General features: G+C 63.7%; 12 protein-coding genes and 1 pseudogene. 9 read left to right on the plus strand and 4 right to left on the minus strand.

Features of this window, described 5'->3' with window-relative positions; genetic code table 11:
- The first annotated feature begins 5 nt into the window (after nt 1-5).
- From pqqB to pqqE, 4 genes are read left to right on the plus strand one after another with little or no spacing between them, the layout of a single operon-like run.
- Nucleotides 6-908, plus strand: coding sequence for a pyrroloquinoline quinone biosynthesis protein PqqB (gene pqqB, locus AC1MLZ_RS05185; RefSeq protein WP_031439392.1), 903 nt, complete (start codon nt 6-8; stop codon nt 906-908).
- The gene (gene pqqC / locus AC1MLZ_RS05190; RefSeq protein ID WP_031439393.1) at nt 905-1,642 is read left to right on the plus strand and encodes a pyrroloquinoline-quinone synthase PqqC; all 738 of its coding nucleotides are present in this window, start codon (nt 905-907) and stop codon (nt 1,640-1,642) included. Before pqqB ends, pqqC begins: the two co-directional genes overlap by 4 nt.
- A complete protein-coding gene (pqqD, locus tag AC1MLZ_RS05195) occupies nt 1,639-1,902 on the plus strand; it encodes a pyrroloquinoline quinone biosynthesis peptide chaperone PqqD (protein WP_031439394.1) in 264 nt (87 codons plus the stop codon). The genes pqqC and pqqD overlap by 4 nt, the downstream gene beginning before the upstream one ends.
- An 11-nt stretch (nt 1,903-1,913) precedes the next feature.
- Nucleotides 1,914-2,984, plus strand: a complete 1,071-nt coding sequence (gene pqqE / locus AC1MLZ_RS05200) for a pyrroloquinoline quinone biosynthesis protein PqqE (protein ID WP_031439395.1) — start codon at nt 1,914-1,916, stop codon at nt 2,982-2,984.
- Here the strand turns inward: pqqE and pip are convergent.
- Nucleotides 2,981-3,883 (minus strand): prolyl aminopeptidase, encoded by a 903-nt coding sequence (pip, locus tag AC1MLZ_RS05205; protein WP_042466515.1) that lies wholly within the window; start codon nt 3,881-3,883, stop codon nt 2,981-2,983. The genes pqqE and pip overlap by 4 nt on opposite strands.
- Nucleotides 3,884-4,588: 705 nt before the next feature.
- Nucleotides 4,589-5,446 (minus strand): tyrosine-type recombinase/integrase, encoded by an 858-nt coding sequence (locus AC1MLZ_RS05210; protein ID WP_151991839.1) that lies wholly within the window; start codon nt 5,444-5,446, stop codon nt 4,589-4,591.
- On the opposite strand from AC1MLZ_RS05210, the pseudogene AC1MLZ_RS05215 reads away from it, so the two are divergent.
- From AC1MLZ_RS05215 to AC1MLZ_RS05235, 5 genes and pseudogenes are all read left to right on the plus strand, one after another.
- A pseudogene (locus AC1MLZ_RS05215) lies at nt 5,433-6,539 on the plus strand (IS91 family transposase); the annotation flags it as partial. The gene AC1MLZ_RS05210 and the pseudogene AC1MLZ_RS05215 sit on opposite strands and share 14 nt — an antisense overlap.
- 623 nt (nt 6,540-7,162) lie before the next feature.
- Complete coding sequence (locus AC1MLZ_RS05220; protein ID WP_234422798.1) at nt 7,163-7,867, plus strand: RNA polymerase sigma factor; 705 nt, start codon at nt 7,163-7,165, stop codon at nt 7,865-7,867.
- Complete coding sequence (locus tag AC1MLZ_RS05225; protein ID WP_480960723.1) at nt 7,851-8,777, plus strand: FecR family protein; 927 nt, start codon at nt 7,851-7,853, stop codon at nt 8,775-8,777. Before AC1MLZ_RS05220 ends, AC1MLZ_RS05225 begins: the two co-directional genes overlap by 17 nt.
- A 121-nt stretch (nt 8,778-8,898) precedes the next feature.
- Entirely contained in the window at nt 8,899-11,664 is a 2,766-nt protein-coding gene (locus AC1MLZ_RS05230) for a TonB-dependent receptor domain-containing protein (RefSeq protein ID WP_480961467.1), read from the plus strand.
- A 78-nt stretch (nt 11,665-11,742) separates the two neighbouring features.
- Nucleotides 11,743-13,764, plus strand: a complete 2,022-nt coding sequence (locus AC1MLZ_RS05235; protein ID WP_151991837.1) for a hypothetical protein — start codon at nt 11,743-11,745, stop codon at nt 13,762-13,764.
- Here the strand turns inward: AC1MLZ_RS05235 and AC1MLZ_RS05240 are convergent.
- Together AC1MLZ_RS05240 and AC1MLZ_RS05245 are read right to left on the minus strand one after the other, a co-directional pair.
- Complete coding sequence (locus tag AC1MLZ_RS05240) at nt 13,761-14,432, minus strand: DUF6445 family protein (RefSeq protein ID WP_151991836.1); 672 nt, start codon at nt 14,430-14,432, stop codon at nt 13,761-13,763. The genes AC1MLZ_RS05235 and AC1MLZ_RS05240 overlap by 4 nt on opposite strands.
- A complete protein-coding gene (locus AC1MLZ_RS05245) occupies nt 14,429-15,937 on the minus strand; it encodes a tryptophan halogenase family protein (protein ID WP_480960724.1) in 1,509 nt (502 codons plus the stop codon). Before AC1MLZ_RS05245 ends, AC1MLZ_RS05240 begins: the two co-directional genes overlap by 4 nt.
- Nucleotides 15,938-16,134: the final 197 nt, after the last annotated feature.

A 16,134-nucleotide genomic window follows, 5' to 3' on the forward strand; every position in this document is an offset into this window, starting at 1 on the left:
AGCAGATGGACGTCATCGTCCTGGGGGCGGCGGCCGGCGGCGGCTTCCCCCAATGGAACTGCCATTCGCCCGCCTCCCGCCGCGCCCGCGCCGGTGACACTGCAGCACGTCCGCGGACGCAAGCCAGCATCGTGGTCAGCGGCGATGGTCAGCGCTGGCACCTTTTCAACGCCTCGCCCGACCTACGTCGCCAGCTTGAACTCACGTCGGCGCTGCATCCCACCCATGGCCGACGCTCGACCCCGATTGCTAGCGTCGTGCTCACCGGCGGCGACGTCGACGTGATTGCCGGACTGTTGACCTTGCGCGAACGCGAGCCCTTCGCACTGCATGCGACCACAGCCGTGCACGCCATCCTCACCGCCAATCCGATCTTCGACGTGCTGGCGGATGGCATCGTCGACCGTCACACGGTCATGCTCGGCCAGCCCATAGCGCTGGACGACACGCTAACCGCGACGCTCTTCGCGGTGCCGGGCAAGGTCCCGCTTTACATGGAGGATGGCGACCGCATGCAGCCGATCCTGGTCGACGACACCACGGTCGGCGCAGAGATTTCCGACGGCACGCACCGCGTCCTCTTCATTCCCGGCTGCGCGGCGATGACGGACGACCTGCGTGCGCGGATCGACGGCGCCGACCTGCTCTTCTTCGATGCGACTTTGTGGGACGACGACGAGATGATCCATGCCGGGCTCGGCGCCAAGACGGGCCGCCGTATGGGCCATATGAGCATGGCCGGTGCAGGAGGCTCGATAGCATCGCTTGCCGACCTGACGATCGGACGACGCATCGCGCTCCACATCAACAATTCCAACCCCGTGCTGCTAGACGACAGCCCCGAGCGCACCGAGGCCGAAGCCGCGAAGTGGATCATCGCCGAGGACGGTTTGCGGTTCACATTATGACCGAATTGATGGACGACGATGGCTTGGAAACAGCGCTTCGCGCGATCGGCGCCGAGCGTTATCATATCCTCCATCCGTTCCACCGCCTCCTCCACGACGGTAAGCTCACCCGCGGCCAGGTTCAGGCCTGGGCACTGAACCGTTATTACTACCAGAATCAGATCCCGGTGAAGGACGCGCATCTGCTCGCGCGCCTGCCGACTTCGGAGCTGCGCCGCGAGTGGCGCCGAAGGATCGAGGATCACGACGGCGATGGCAGCAAGCCCGGCGGTATCGAACGCTGGATCAAGCTGGCCGAGGGCGTCGGCCTGGACCGTGCGCTGGTCAAGAGTACCGACGCGATCCTGCCGACCACCCGTTTCGCGGTCGACGCCTACGTCCATTTCGTCCGCGACCGCACGTTGCTGGAGGCGGTGGCATCGTCGCTGACCGAACTCTTCTCGCCGACCATCATCGCCGAGCGCGTGTCCGGCATGCTCGCGCATTACGACTTCATAACGCCCGATACGCTGTCCTACTTCACCCCGCGCCTCACCCAGGCGCCGCAGGACAGCGACTTCGCGCTCGCCTATGTGAAGGCGCATGCCGATACGGCGGAGAAGCAGCAGGCGGTGCTGTCGGCGTTGCGCTTCAAGTGCGACGTGCTCTGGTCGCAGCTCGATGGGCTGTACCTCGCCTATGTCGCGCCCGGACTGATCCCGCCCGGCGCGTTCGTGCCGCAGGACGTACGATGACTGCAGTGCCTCGTTTCAAGCGCGGCGTGAAGTTCCGCTTCGACACCGTCCGCAACGTCTGGATCATCCTCGCGCCCGAAAAGCTGTTCATGCCCGACGACATTGCGGTGGAAATCCTGAGGCTCGTCGACGGAGCGCGCACGACCGACCATATCGTCGACGACCTTGCCCGCCGGTTCGATGCCCCGCGCGAGACGATCGCGGACGACGTCGTGGCGGCCCTCGACGACCTTTCCCTCCGCGGAGCGATACAGCTATGACCCCACCCCCGATGGGACTCATCATTGAACTCACCCACCGCTGCCCCCTCCAATGCGCCTATTGCTCGAATCCGCTGAAGCTCGATCCGCCGTCCAGCGAACTGGCGACCGACGAATGGCTCCGCGTGCTCGACGAGGCGGCCGCGCTCGGCGTGCTGCAGGTTCATTTCTCGGGTGGCGAACCGATGGCGCGGCGCGATCTGGAACAGCTCGTAGCCCATGCGAACGCCGCTGGGCTTTATACCAACATCATCACCTCCGGGGTGCTGCTCGACGCCGAGCGGATGCGCGCGCTGATCACGGCGGGGGTGGATCATGTACAGCTGAGCTTCCAGGACAGCGAGGCGCTGCGCGCGGACGTCGCGGGCGGTTATCGTGGCGGCCATGCGAAGAAACTGCTCGCCGCTGCGCTGATCCGCAACTCTGGCCTGCCTCTGACGAGCAACTTCGTCGTTCACCGCCAGAATATCGATCGGGTCGAGGAGATGATCGCGCTTGGCGAAGCGCTCGGTTCCGAACGCATGGAGATCGCTCACGTCCAGTATTACGGGTGGGCGCTGCGCAATCGCAACGCGCTGCTGCCGACGATCGACCAGCTTGAGAGCACCACCGCGATCGTCGAGGCTGCGCGCGCTCGACTGCACGGCCGGATCGCGATCGATTACGTCGTCCCCGATTATTATGCGGCGCGGCCCAAGGCCTGTATGGGCGGCTGGGGCCAGCGTTTCATCAACATCTCGCCCTCCGGCAAGGCACTGCCCTGCCATGCCGCCGAGACGATCCCCGACATGGAATTCCCCTCGGTCCGCGAATGGTCGCTCTTCGATCTTTGGCATGACGCCGAAGCATTTGCGCGGTTCCGCGGCACCGACTGGATGCCGGCACCATGCCAAGGCTGCGACCGCCGCGAGATCGATTGGGGCGGATGTCGCTGCCAGGCGCTAGCACTTGCCGGCAACGCCGCCGCGACCGATCCCGCCTGCACGCGCGCGCCGATGCACCACGTGATGGCAACCGCGATCTCAGAGGCTGGCGAAACCGACTTCACCATTCCTCGCCGACTGGCCCGCGCGCCCGCCTAATCGGCGGCGTAGCGGTCCGTCGCGCGGATCAATTGGTTGAGGATACCCGGCTCGTTCCAGGCATGACCGGCGCCCTCCACCAGATGAAAGTCCGCTTCGGGCCAGGCGTGATGCAGATCGTACGCGGTGCGTGCCGGGCAGACCATGTCGTAACGGCCCTGGACGATCGTGCCGGGAATGCCCGCGAGCATGCCCGCATTGCGGATCAACTGTCCCTCGTCGAGCCAGCCGTTATTGACGAAATAATGGTTCTCGATCCGTGCGAACGCCAGCGCGAAATGCGCGTCCTCGAACCCCGCGCTGGTCGCCGGATCGGGCAGCAAGGTGATCGTCTCGCCCTCCCACAACGCCCAGGCCTTGGCCGCCTCAATCTGTGCCGCGGGATCGTAGCCGGTCAGACGCTTGCGGTACGCGCCGCGCATATCGTCACGCTCAGTAATCGGGATCGGCGCCTCGAATGCTGCCCATTTGTCGGGGAACACCTCCGACGCGCCAAACTGATAATACCAGTCGAGCTCCGACGTCCGCAAGGTGAAGATGCCGCGCAGGACCAGCTCGCTGACTCGTTCGGGATGCGTCTGTGCATAAGCTAGCGCCAGCGTCGATCCCCAGGATCCACCGAACACTAGCCAGCGTTCGACACCGATCATCGTGCGCAGTTGCTCCATGTCAGCGACCAGATCCCAGGTGGTGTTCGCGTCGAGCCCGGCATGCGGCGTCGACCGCCCACATCCTCGCTGATCGAACAGCAGCACATCGTATCTCGCAGGATCGAACAGCTGGCGATGTTTTGCCGAGATGCCCCCGCCTGGCCCGCCATGGAGGAACACTGCGGGCTTGCCCCCAGGCGTGCCGCAGCGCTCGAAATACACCGAATGCCCGTCACCGACGTCGAGCATGCCGGAATGATAGGGCTCGATCGTTTCGTATAGCGTGTGCAAATCCAAGTCCTCTTACAGTTCACCGACGCTATCAGCCTGGGTCTAGGTTTGCCTGCTCGGTATTTTAAGGCGTACTCATGGTTATCACTACCCACGGGGATTTAACGCCCTTGTCCCGCTGCATCAACGATAGTCAGGTTACGGCACATCGTCACCCGTAACAGGCCGAGCTGCTAAACGGGCGACCAGCGGCTTACCCCGTGACAGATCAAGTGAACTAACGAATGCTTGATGCAACTGCACGCCGAAAGCGGCCCGTCCGGTCTACCAGAACCCGGCCAATTAGGCTCCTGCCCTATCAAATGAACGAACGGCTGCTTACAGCGACCGCTGCCCGAAAGCGGCCGGGCCGCTTTCCTCCCCATTCCGGCCATTCCGCTTTCGCCCAATGCACGAAGCCGCTGCGCGGCAGTGGTGGTGGCGGTTGAGGTAGCGCAGCGGCGCTGAGGTTTGGTTCTGCGGCAGTGGCGGGAGACGATGGAGTTCCTTCAACGAGAGGAACTCTCCATGGCGACTCTACCCACCGAACAGTCCGTTACGCCGCTGCGCCAGCGGATGCTCGACGACATGGCGAGGCTCAGATGCCCGGCGTGGGCAGTCCGGTATGCAGGACCGGCAGCACGGAAGATGTCGGCGACCTCGAGCGAGGTGCGCATCGCGCGCTCACCCGGCGGGTGGCTTGCCCTCCATCAGCGCCATCAACCGGTCAAGCGGACCGGTCACGGCATGGATCGTGCGCGTGGCGACCTTGGTATAGAGCGCGGTCGTTTCGAGCTTGCTGTGCCCGAGCAGCACCTGGATGACGCGGATGTCGACGTCCTGCTCGAGCAGGTGGGTGGCGAAACTGTGCCGCAGCGTGTGCGGGCTGACGCGCTTGCGGATCCCGGCCGCCTCGGCAGCCTCATGAACGGCGCGGTGGAGCTGTCTGGTTGAGATCGGATCGGTGTAGCTGCGCCCCGGGAACAGCCAGCCGTGCGGCAACAGGACACTGCGCCGCTTGCCCTCGCGCCACCAGAGCCGGAGCAGTTCAAGCAGTTGCGGCGACAGCATCGCGTTACGGTCCTTGCGGCCCTTGCCCTCCTCGATGCGGATCAGCATGCGCTTGCTGTCGATGTCGTCGGCTCTGAGGTGTGCGACCTCCGACACCCGCAATCCGGCGCCGTACGCGACGCCCAGCGCGGCGCGGTACTTGATGCCCGGTGCCGCCTCGAGCAGCCGCCCTACCTCCTCGACGCTCAGCACGTCGGGCAGCTTGCGGGGACGAGGCGCGAGGACCAGCCTGCGCGACAGGTCGGGCCGGTCAAGCGTCACGCCAAACAGGAACCGCAGCGCCGATACCGTGGCGCCGATGACGGCCTCTCCGACACCGTGCTCGCGCTGGTGAAGCTGGAAGCGCCGTACGTCCTCGGCAGTCGCGGTCTCCGGCGAGCGTCGCAGGAACGCCGCGAAGGCGCGAACGTGGCGGACATAGTCGTGCTGGGTACGCGACCGCATTGAGCGCATCGACCAGCTCAAGGTCATGTCGGCTGTCGAACATTGCCGCACCGCTGCGCTCGGCGGCCACACCGAGGCATGCACCGACTGCGGACACTGGCGGGTCGCCTATAACTCCTGTCGCAACCGGCATTGTCCCCGGTGCCAGGGTGCGGCCGCGCGCGCATGGCTTGCCGAGCGCGAGGCCGACCTGCTTCCGGTCGGCTATTTCCACGTCGTCTTCACCCTGCCGGCCGAGGTCGCCAACATCGCCTACCAGAACAAGGCTGCAGTCTACGGCCTGCTGTTCCAGGCGGCGTCCGAGACGATGACGACCATCGCCGCTGACCCGAAGCATCTCGGCGCCCGCATCGGCATCACCGCGGTCCTTCACACCTGGGGGTCGGCGATGACCCACCACCCCCACATCCATATGATTGTACCGGGCGGTGGACTGTCGCCGGACGGCAGCCGCTGGGTGTCGTCACGCCCCGCGTTCCTGCTGCCGGTGCGCGTGCTCGGCAAGCTGTTCCGCCGCCTGTTCCTGACCCGGCTGATGGCGCTGTACGAGGCGGGACGGCTCGGCTTCTATGGCAGTCTCGCAGCACTCGCCGACCGCCGCGCCTTCCTACGACACCTGTCCCCGGTCCGGAAAAAGAACTGGGTCGTTTATGCCAAGCCGCCGTTCGCCGGCCCTCAGGCGGTGCTCGCTTATCTGTCGCGCTACACCCACCGCGTGGCGATCTCGAACAGCCGCCTCGTCCGCTTCGACGAGACCGGGGTGACATTACGCTACAAGAATTACCGCAACGATGTCGCCGACCGGCAGCAGCTGATGACGCTGGCCACTGACGAGTTCATCCGCCGCTTCCTGATCCACGTTCTCCCGAAGGGCTTCCATCGCATCCGTCATTACGGCCTGCTCGCTGGCGCCACCCGCAAGGCTCACCTCGAACACGCCCGCCAACTGCTCGGTATTGTCCCGCCCGTGGCCGATGTCGCGCCGGTCGAACCCGACGATGCCCGCCCGCCGTGCCCATGCTGTGGCGGACGCATGCTCATCATCGAGACCTTCGAACGCTGGCGCCAGCCCCGCGCACCGCCGCATGCCACCGACCCGACCGGGACCACCGCGCCATGACCCGGCATGGTTCACCTGCATTCCGCCGCGCAGCCTGTGCGCTTGCGGCCATAATGACGCTCGCGTCGACGATGCCGCTCCGCGTGCCGACCAACATCTCACGCCTTCGTCGAAGCCAGAATCCAAGCCAAACCCAGCGCCAGACGGCCTTCTTCCAGCCCACAGATGCCCGCCCGGGCAGCTGTTGCACGCGCCTCAAACCAGGGCGAAAACCGAAAACCCCATAGGCCAGCATCCGCGGCCCGCGGCTTCCTGCTTTGGAGGATATCGTACACCTGCCGGTGCCCGATTTCCTTCACACAAGTGGACACTCACGAGCCATTTCCTCTTTCCACATTTCTGCCGTTCGTTCATCATCAGCCTGCACGAAATGTCGCCGATTTTCGAACTCAGAGCGGCTTTGTACGCGAGAGCCATCCCGTCCAATGGTCATGCCTGAGTGAGACGCATTCGATCTATCAGCGGTGTGGATGAGCGTCGAAAGCGAGCCCCTGCAGCTAGGGAAACAACCGACTGCAATCTTTTGAAAAATGTCGGTCAGGAAAGGGTTCTGATCGGCGCCGATCTTGTCCCCTACCATGTAGGTTTTCGAGGTAGTTTCAATAAATTAGCGATACTTTGCCATGGCAGAGCTTTCGACGCCTATCCACAACCGGCGCCATCGAATGATGGGAGCACAGATCTGGTCTTCGCTCGGTAAAACCGTGACGGAAATATCGGGGCCATGCATCTATGCTGTGGTCAGGAGTGAAATGAGGCACGTAACTACCGAACTCGTAAACTGGGTTGCCCGGCAGATTCTGCCGCATGAGCCCGAGTTGCGACGGTGGCTCCGGGCCGGATTTCCTGGCATTGATGTAGATGATGTCGTCCAAGAAGCCTATTGCCGGCTGGCCGCGTTGGCAGATTTCAAGCGTGTAGAGGATCCGCGTCGTTATCTGTTTCAGACAGCACGCAACGTGGTTCTGACTGAGCTACGCCGAGCTCGCGTCGTACGTATTGAGGCCGTTGGAACCATTGCCGATCTCGAACTTGCGCTAGCTGCCGACCATCTTTCACCTGAACGTATCGTCGCAGGGCGGGGACTATTAGCGAAAGTCGAACATCTTTTAGCCGCGCTTCCAGAGCGAAGCCGAACCATCTTTCGCATGCGAAAGGTCGAAGGACTGTCGCAGCGGCAAATCGCAGAAGAATTGGGCGTGACTGAGATGATCGTTGAGAACGATCTGGCACGGGGATTAAAAATTATTCTTAGTGGCCTTTCAACAGATGACAGGGCAGACTTGCCATCGCGAAACGAAAGGAACCGCAATGCGCGACCATCCTGACGCTATCGACGTTGCTGCTGCGCGGTGGGTCGCGCGGCTGGATCGCGCACCAGACGATGCGAACTTGGCAGGCGAGATCGACCGTTGGTGTGCAGAACATCCGCGCCACGCTGGTGCCTTGCTGCGTGCCCGTGCTGTTTGGAGTGGGTTGGACGCGGCCGATGCCCGCATAGTAGCGAGACCATTATTCTCTCGTCGGCGAGTACTGACGGTCAGCGGGGGCTTAGCGGTTGCTGCCGCGGCCGTAGGCCTGATCTGGCTAGAAACACACAGCAGCTTGGGCATAGAAACGGCTGTCGGCGAACGCCGTCTGGCCAAGCTTGAGGACGGATCAACCATCGTTCTCAACACCGCTAGCCGGACTCGTGTGCGAATGACGCCAGAGCAGCGGTCGGTAGCGCTTGACGATGGCGAGGCTTGGTTCGCGGTAGCAAAGGATCATGCTCGACCGTTCGTGGTCTCTGCGGGCGACGTGCGGGTTCGTGCGGTTGGGACGGCCTTCGCGGTTCGCCGTTATCTAGGCCGCGCTGAGGTGACGGTGACGGAAGGGCGTGTTCGAGTCTGGTCGGTTGCTGCCCCGGAACGCTTCGTCATGTTAAGCGCTGGCAAGCAAGCAAGCGTAGCAGATGTGTCCGGTACCGCAGAAACCGTCGTCGCAAATGCGAAGCCCGCCGATTCACTAGCATGGCGACAGGGTGAAATCATACTCGATGGCATGACTTTTGGCGACGCTGCAGCCGAGTTCAACCGGTACAGTACGCGACAATTATCCGTCGATACACAACTAGCCGACCGCAGGATCGTGGGTTGGTTTCGCACCGATGATCTGGACGGGTTCGCACGCGCGGCTGCGATAATGACGGGTGCGAAGATCGAGAGAGACGGCACTGATTTACGGATCGTAAAATAAATCTCGCAAATCCTGACGGAAACGGGAGCGCGACGCATCTTCTCCTGCAGACCCGCTAAAGACGCGGTCGGCAGATCGTAAGGGGAGGACTAAAATGCGTTTGCAGTTCTATATGGGTCTTATGTTGACCAGCGTCGCGGTTGCCGCATCGCCAGCAGTTGCTTTCGGACAGACCCGAAACTTTGATGTTGCCGCGCAGTCGGCATCGACCGGTATCGTCGCATTCGCACGCCAGGCGGGCATTCAGATCATTGCGCCTGAAGACGCCACGCGCGGTCGACAGATCGTCGCAATCAAGGGCAATCTTGCAGTCGCCGACGGCCTCCGCCGGATCGCTAGCGCTTCCGGTCTGAAGATCGTGTCATTTAATGGCCGCACGGCTGTGCTCGCGACTGGGGCTATGGCGGCACCCCGCTCGACAACTCAAGTATCAACTGCAGTTGCGCAGGATACAACCGTCCCAACTGCAGTGAGCGCATCTGATGAGAACGCGGAAATAGTCGTCACGGGGCAAACAACCCGTAATCGAGCTCTAATAACATCGTCAGCTGATATTACGTTAGCCTCGCGTGCCGATATCGACCGCAAGGCTCCGCGGTCGACCGCTGACATGCTCGAACTGATTCCCGGCATCTTCGTGGAGTCGACCGCGGGCGCCGTATCGAACAATTACTCGGTGCGCGGCCTGCAAGGCGGCGGCCAGCGCTTCATCCAGCTGGAAGAAGACGGCATGCCGATCCTGTACAGCGGCGGCGGTGCCGACTTTTTCTTCGACCAGGACCTGACGATTGATCGCCTCGAAGCGGTGAAGGGCGGCTCGTCGGGCGTGCTGACCGTCAACGGCGCCGGCGCGACGATCAACTTCATTTCGAAGACGCCGAACTTTACGCGTACCGAAGCGATGGCGCGCGCCAGCTACTACAATTACGGCCAGAAGCGCGGCGAACTGTACCTGTCGTCGCCCATCACCGACAAGCTCGCATTCAACGTCGGGGGTTATTTCCAGTCGAGCCCCGGCGTGCGCGACAACCCATTCGATTATCGCGGCTGGCGCATCAAGGGCGCGCTGGAATATCGCCCCGAGGCCGGTGGCTATATCCGCCTCTCTGCCAAGGGCGGCGATGTCGAGAATGCCTTTTACGCGGATCAGCCGTACCGCTTCATTGATGGCGAGCCGAGCGGTATCCCGAGCCTGAGCACCCAGTTCGGCAATGTCGGCGGTGATGCGTTCAAGAGTATCCAGGTCCCGGTCTCGACCTTTGCGCATCCAAGCGGCTTCCGCGAGTTTCGCTATCAGGACGGCATTAAGGCAAAAACTGCGCAGTTCCGCATCGACATGGAAATGCCGGTCAGCGACAGCGTCAATCTGTTCCTCCACAGTCGCTACCTGAAATACTCTTACGACTTCAACGGCCTGTTCCCCGGCTCGGGCACCGGGAACGCCGGTCTGACCAGCGCCGTCAACTATCTGACGCCCGGCGCCGGATCGCCGATCAACGACCTTTTGACGGCGGGTCGAACGGCGTTTCCGACCGCGACGCGCTTCGGCATCCGCAACCTGCGGACCGGCACGGTGCTGGGCAGCAACCAGACCACGGACCTGAATGCGCTGAACGGCAACGGCTTCCTGCAGCGCACGACGCTCAACCACGATTACATCGACGGCAAGGACTTCGGTCTCAACGGCGGCGGCACGTGGGAATATGAGAGCGGCGGTTTCAAGAACTCGCTGACCGTCGGCGCGATGTATTACGACGTGACACGCGAGCAGGACCAGTCGGCGACGGCGAGCGTCGTCAACGACGTGCGGTCGAACAGCGACATCTACGATATCGTGGCGCTGAACGCGGCAAACGGCGTCGTCGGCACGCTGTCCGACAATGGCTTGGTTTCGTATGGCGACTGGGGCGCTGGCATCCGCACGCGCAAGGACTCCACCGTCTCGTTTTATGCCAATGACGAGCTGTCGATCGGCGACCTGCATCTCGACGGCGGCATCCGCTGGGAGCGCGACTCCGCGACGTTCCTGGACGGTCAGGCAGCGGCGGTGAACCAGCCGGTGCAGCCAAACGTGCCCGGCCTCATCCGCACGGTCGGATCGACCTTCGACGGGACCTTTGCACGGACGCAGCGGACGCAGTCGAAGGCAGCGTACACCGCCGGCGCGAACTATCAGTTCACGCCTAACCTCGCGATCTACGCGCGCTATGCGAACGGTTTCCAGACCAACAACACCGATCCGATCACGACGATCGAGCTGTACGAGGCTGGTGTCCGCTATCAATACCAGCGCTTCATCAGCGGCTCGGCGACTGTTTTCCAGACCAACTTCAAGAACCAGAACTACAACTTCGCCAACCCGACCAACCCGTCGCAACAGCAGAACATCAACGCCGACCTGCGCACCCGCGGCGTCGAAGTGGATGTGAATGTCCGTCCGATCACGTGGTTCTCGGTGGATTTCCAGGGCGTGTTCCAGCAACCCAAGCTGCTCAACCTGGAGATCGACGGCGTCAGCCAAGGTGCGCAGTACGAAGGCAACCGCCCTGAACGGACCCCCGCCAAGCTGTTCACGATCACGCCAGCGATTCAGCTGCCGAATGGCCTGGGCGAAGTGTACGGTCGCTACAAATATGTCGGGCGCATCTTCGCCGATGCCGGCAACGGGGTCGCGCTGCCCAGCTACGGCGTGACCAGCGCGGGGATCACGATCAACGTCAACGACCGGATCCAGGCGAACTTCAACGCCGACAACATCTTCAACGTCGTTGGCCTGACCGAGGGCAATCCGCGGCAGGGCCAGACACAGGCGGTAACCGATGGCTATTTCTATGCCCGCGGCATTGTCGGCACGACCTATGGCGGATCGGTCACGCTAAAATTCTGATCGACCGACGATGTGAGGGTTCAAACGGGGCGGCGAGCAGGCAACTGTTCTGCCGCCCCTTTTCGCGGAGTGACAATTATGAAGACGATAGCGCGCATGGCGATGGCGGGTGGCCTCGCACTCCTCACCTGCGCCGCGGCGCCGATCACGGCTCGACCGGAGCTTGCGTATCAGTTGACCGAAGGAAAGAACCTCAACGCCTTCGTCCGCGACAAGGCGGTGGCGGCGCATGTCCTGCTGCGCAACGGTGACGATCCGCGCATCCTGGTAGCGTTTCCCGCGGGCAACAGCGGTGTCGGCCTGTGGTTCGCGAACACCGCACGTCCCGTGACCTGGCGGCTGGACCAAGCACCGCTACCGCTGAACCGCGGAAGCCTGCACGGCATCGTTGCGGTCGCGACCGTCGATGCGGCGCGGTTGGTTCCAAAGCAGGCGGTGTTGTCCAACATCCGCTTCCTGCGCGACTATCAGGCGGTCAGTACGTTTCCTGCGGAGCTCGCCGCGACGTCGGTAATCGCCGGGGACACAATCACGTGGCGCCGCAAGCGGCTCGACGGCGCGGCAGGCTATGAACTGACGCTGCGGGTTGTCGAGGGGCGGATCGACCAGGGCGCGATCATTGCCGGCCCGAACGGGCAGATCCGGTTGGAGATCACTGCGCTGACCGGCGACGCACCGTTGACCCCTATCCCGGCGGCGGAGTTGCTCAATGCGACGGCGGCCGCCGATCCCGCCGCGCGCAATGCACTGGCGTTTCTCAGCTTTCGGGAGAAGTTCCTGGCGGGTTCCTGGCGCTTCGATACGTATTTTGGGCGCGACACGCTGATGTCGTTGCGGCTGCTGATGCCGGCGCTCAAACCCGTCGCGATCGAAGCGGGCCTCAATGCGGTCATCGCGCGACTGTCGGCTGGCGGCGAAGTCGCGCATGAAGAAGGGATTGGCGAATTCGCGATCCTCGCCAATCGCAAGACGAGCCGCAGCGGTGACGCCGCCGAACTCGATTATGGCATGGTCGACGACGATTACATGCTCGGACCGGTCGCCGCTGACTATCTGCTCGGGGCGGACAAAGCACGTGCGTCCGCCTATCTGGCCGCGCCGCTAGCAAGCGAGAGCCAGCCGGGGCGCGGCGAGACGGTCGGTGCAGCGCTGGTCCGCAATCTCCGCTTCGTGCTGGCGCAGGCGAGTGCGTTCGCCGCAGCCCCATCGGCCCGCAACCTCGTCGCGATCAAGCCCGGGCGGATGACCGGCGAGTGGCGCGACAGCAATGAAGGCCTTGGCCGCGGCATTTACGCGTATGACGTGAACGCCGCCCTAGTCCCCGCGGCGATCGAAGCGGCAGATCGCCTCGCGCAGGCCGGACTGCTCGACAGATATCTGTCAGCGGGCGATCGCGCGGCGTTTGGGCGGGCCGGCACGATGGCCGAAGTCTGGCGGACAAAGGCACCCGCGCTGTTCCGCGTCGAAATTCCTGCTGCAACGGCCGCGGCGGACGTGCGGCGCTATGCAGCGACCCTTGGCGTGCTCGCAGCACCGGCGCTGGCGGCACTGGGCAAGGCCCCGGTCGTATTTCATGCGCTATCTTTGGGCGCCGATGGCGCGCCGGTTAAGATCGTCAATTCGGACGAGGGCTTTGCGCTGTTGTTCGGGCGACCGTCCTCAAACGATCTCGATACCTTTGTGGGCGGGATCATGCAGCCCTTCCCGGCGGGTCTGATGACCGACATCGGCTTGCTGGTAGCTAATCCGGCGTTCGCCGATGGGGCGGCACAGGCGCGCTTTACGCCCGCGGCATATCACGGCGCAGTCGTCTGGTCGTGGCAGCAGGCGTTGCTGGCGGCGGGGCTTGAACGCCAGTTGCAGCGGACTGACCTGCCCGCGGCGACCCGGACGCGGCTCAGGACGGCACAGGCGGCGTTGTGGCGCGCGATAGCGGCAGGCAGGACGATCCGCGGATCGGAACTCTGGTCGTGGACGTACAAAGACGGCGGCTACCGCATCGTCGCCTTCGGTGCAGGCAAGGCCGATGTCGACGAATCAAACGCGGCGCAATTGTGGAGCACGGTCTATCTCGCCGTGCAGCCGCCGGAGGCTCGCTAACCGGCGAAGAAGCCAGTGATCGTCAGGCGTCCGGTTTGCGGGTCGGACGCCAGCGACGTGCCGTCCGCGATCTCACCCGAATGCAGCAGGCTGCTGCGATACAGCAGCGCCCGATTGTACACGCCGTCGATGCGCGCGATCCGTTCGAACAGCGGCGTGTCGCCGGCGATATAGGACTCGGGTGCGCCGTGCTTCACCAGATCCCGGTTGAGCGCGGCGAAATAAGGATCGCGGCGACTGGCGTCGATCGTCTCGAACCCGGTCGAACGATGCCGGTAGAACGCGGTACCGCCGGTTTCGTCGGGCACGAGATAATGGATCAGCGCCAGCCGTCCGGGCTCCACCGCATCGACGTGCGGCAGGCGTTGCTCGATCGACAGCGCGGACGGCGCCATCGTCACGATCGAGAAGCGCGCCTCCAGCAGCGACAGCCCGGCCGACATCCCAAAGACCTGCTTCGCGATCGTCGCGATGAGCGCCCCTTGATCGCGCATATAGCTATCGGGAAGCGACGCGGCGATTCCGGGGTAATGTCGTCCTGCCCGGCCATAATCCTGCGTCGCGGCAAAAATTCGCAGTGCGTGGGGATCGGGGACGAAGTGGTCGATGACGACCACCGGCTCCCCTTCCGTACCGATACGGCGCGCCCGCACGTCGGGCGTCGTCATCTCCCGGCGACCTGCGGGGCAACGAGCGCTGCGATGGCCGCGTCATGCAAGGGCAGCGTGGGCGTCGCGCGCGCGATGACCGTCTCGATCTGGTTGAGCTGGCGACGGTTTGTCGCCGCATCGAGGGTATCGGCCAACGGCGCATGGCCCAAGGCGCCCACCCCCTGCCCCTCCAGCACCGCGAGCCAGCTTGCCTCGCGGAACAGTTCGTCGGCACTCAACATCAGACGTCCGGCGCGCGTATATTGCGCGATCTTGTCGACCAGCGTGGGAGGCGGCGTCATATGGCGAGTGTGTTGCCAGAGCGGCGCGTCATGGCCCTGCGTGGCGTGATAGTGCAGGATCAGAAAGTCGCGGATGCCGTCCATGTCACGTGCGAACAGCGTGTTGAACTGACGCGCCAGTACGGGGTCGCAATCGGCATCCGGGAACAGCGTGATAAGCTTGGCGATACCGCTCTGGATCAGGTGGATACTGGTCGACTCGAGCGGCTCGAGGAACCCCGATGACAGCCCGATCGCGACAACATTGCCGCGCCATGCCTCGCGCCGGAACCCTGCGGTAAAGCGCAGCATCCGTGGATCTGCCAGCGCTTCGCCGTCTAGGTTGGAGAGCAGGGTCGCCACCGCCTCGTCGTCCGACACGAAACTGCTTGCATAGACATAGCCGTTTCCGGTGCGGTGCTGGAGCGGGATCCGCCACTGCCAGCCGGCGGGGCGCAGCGTCGACCGCGTGAACGGCGTCGTTGCGGCGATGCGCGCGCAAGGCACGGCGACTGCGCGATCGCAGGGCAGCCAATGCGACCAGTCCTCGAACCGAGCGCCCATCGTCTCGCCGATAAGCAGCGCACGAAACCCCGAGCAGTCGATGAAGAGATCGCCCTCCAGCCGCTCGCCCCGGTCGCTGGTCAACGCGGTGACGAAGCCGGTTTCTGGGTCACGCTCGATATCGCGCAGCAGGCCCTCGTGCCGGACGACGCCGCGTTTCTCGGCAAGTTGGCGCAGGTGGCGGGCGTAGAGGCCGGCGTCGAAATGATAGGCATAGCCGAGCGTCGACAGGATCGACCGCGGATCGTCCACGGGCTTCGCGAAGCGGCCGGCGGCGGCAAGCTGCGCGGCCAGCGAATAAACCGAAAGCGGCCGATCGAGCCCATCCGCCTTGGCCCGCAGCCAGTGCTGGTGGAACGGCACGGGTCCAAGATCGACGCCGTAGCGACCAAACGGGTGGAAATACCGCGTGCCGGGTCGCGCCCAATCGACGAATTCGATGCCGAGCTTGAAACTCGCTTTCGTCGCCGCGACGAATGCCTCCTCGTCCAGTCCGATCAACTGGTTGAACCAGTGGATCGTCGGGATAGTCGCTTCGCCGACACCGATGGTGCCGATTGCGTCAGATTCGAGGATGCTGATGTTGACCAGGTCGCCGAACGTGGCGCTCATGGCCGCGGCGGTCATCCACCCCGCGGTTCCTCCGCCAAGGATTACAAGACGTTGCACGCGCTTCATGCCACGCAGTCCTGCGCAATTTCTCTTGGATAGCAAGCTGCTTCCTTACTCATGCCGGCGCGACGGTTAGCGTCGATAGGTACCCATTGGCCTGCAGTCCCGGTTGGCCAGCGGCGTTCTGCCGGCACGTGGTCGATCACTCGCGTAGACTGGCAGCGCGCACGCAGCGGGTCAGTCATTCGGGCCCGTGAAGGGAC

The organism is Sphingomonas sp. PEI4, assembly GCF_056679955.1.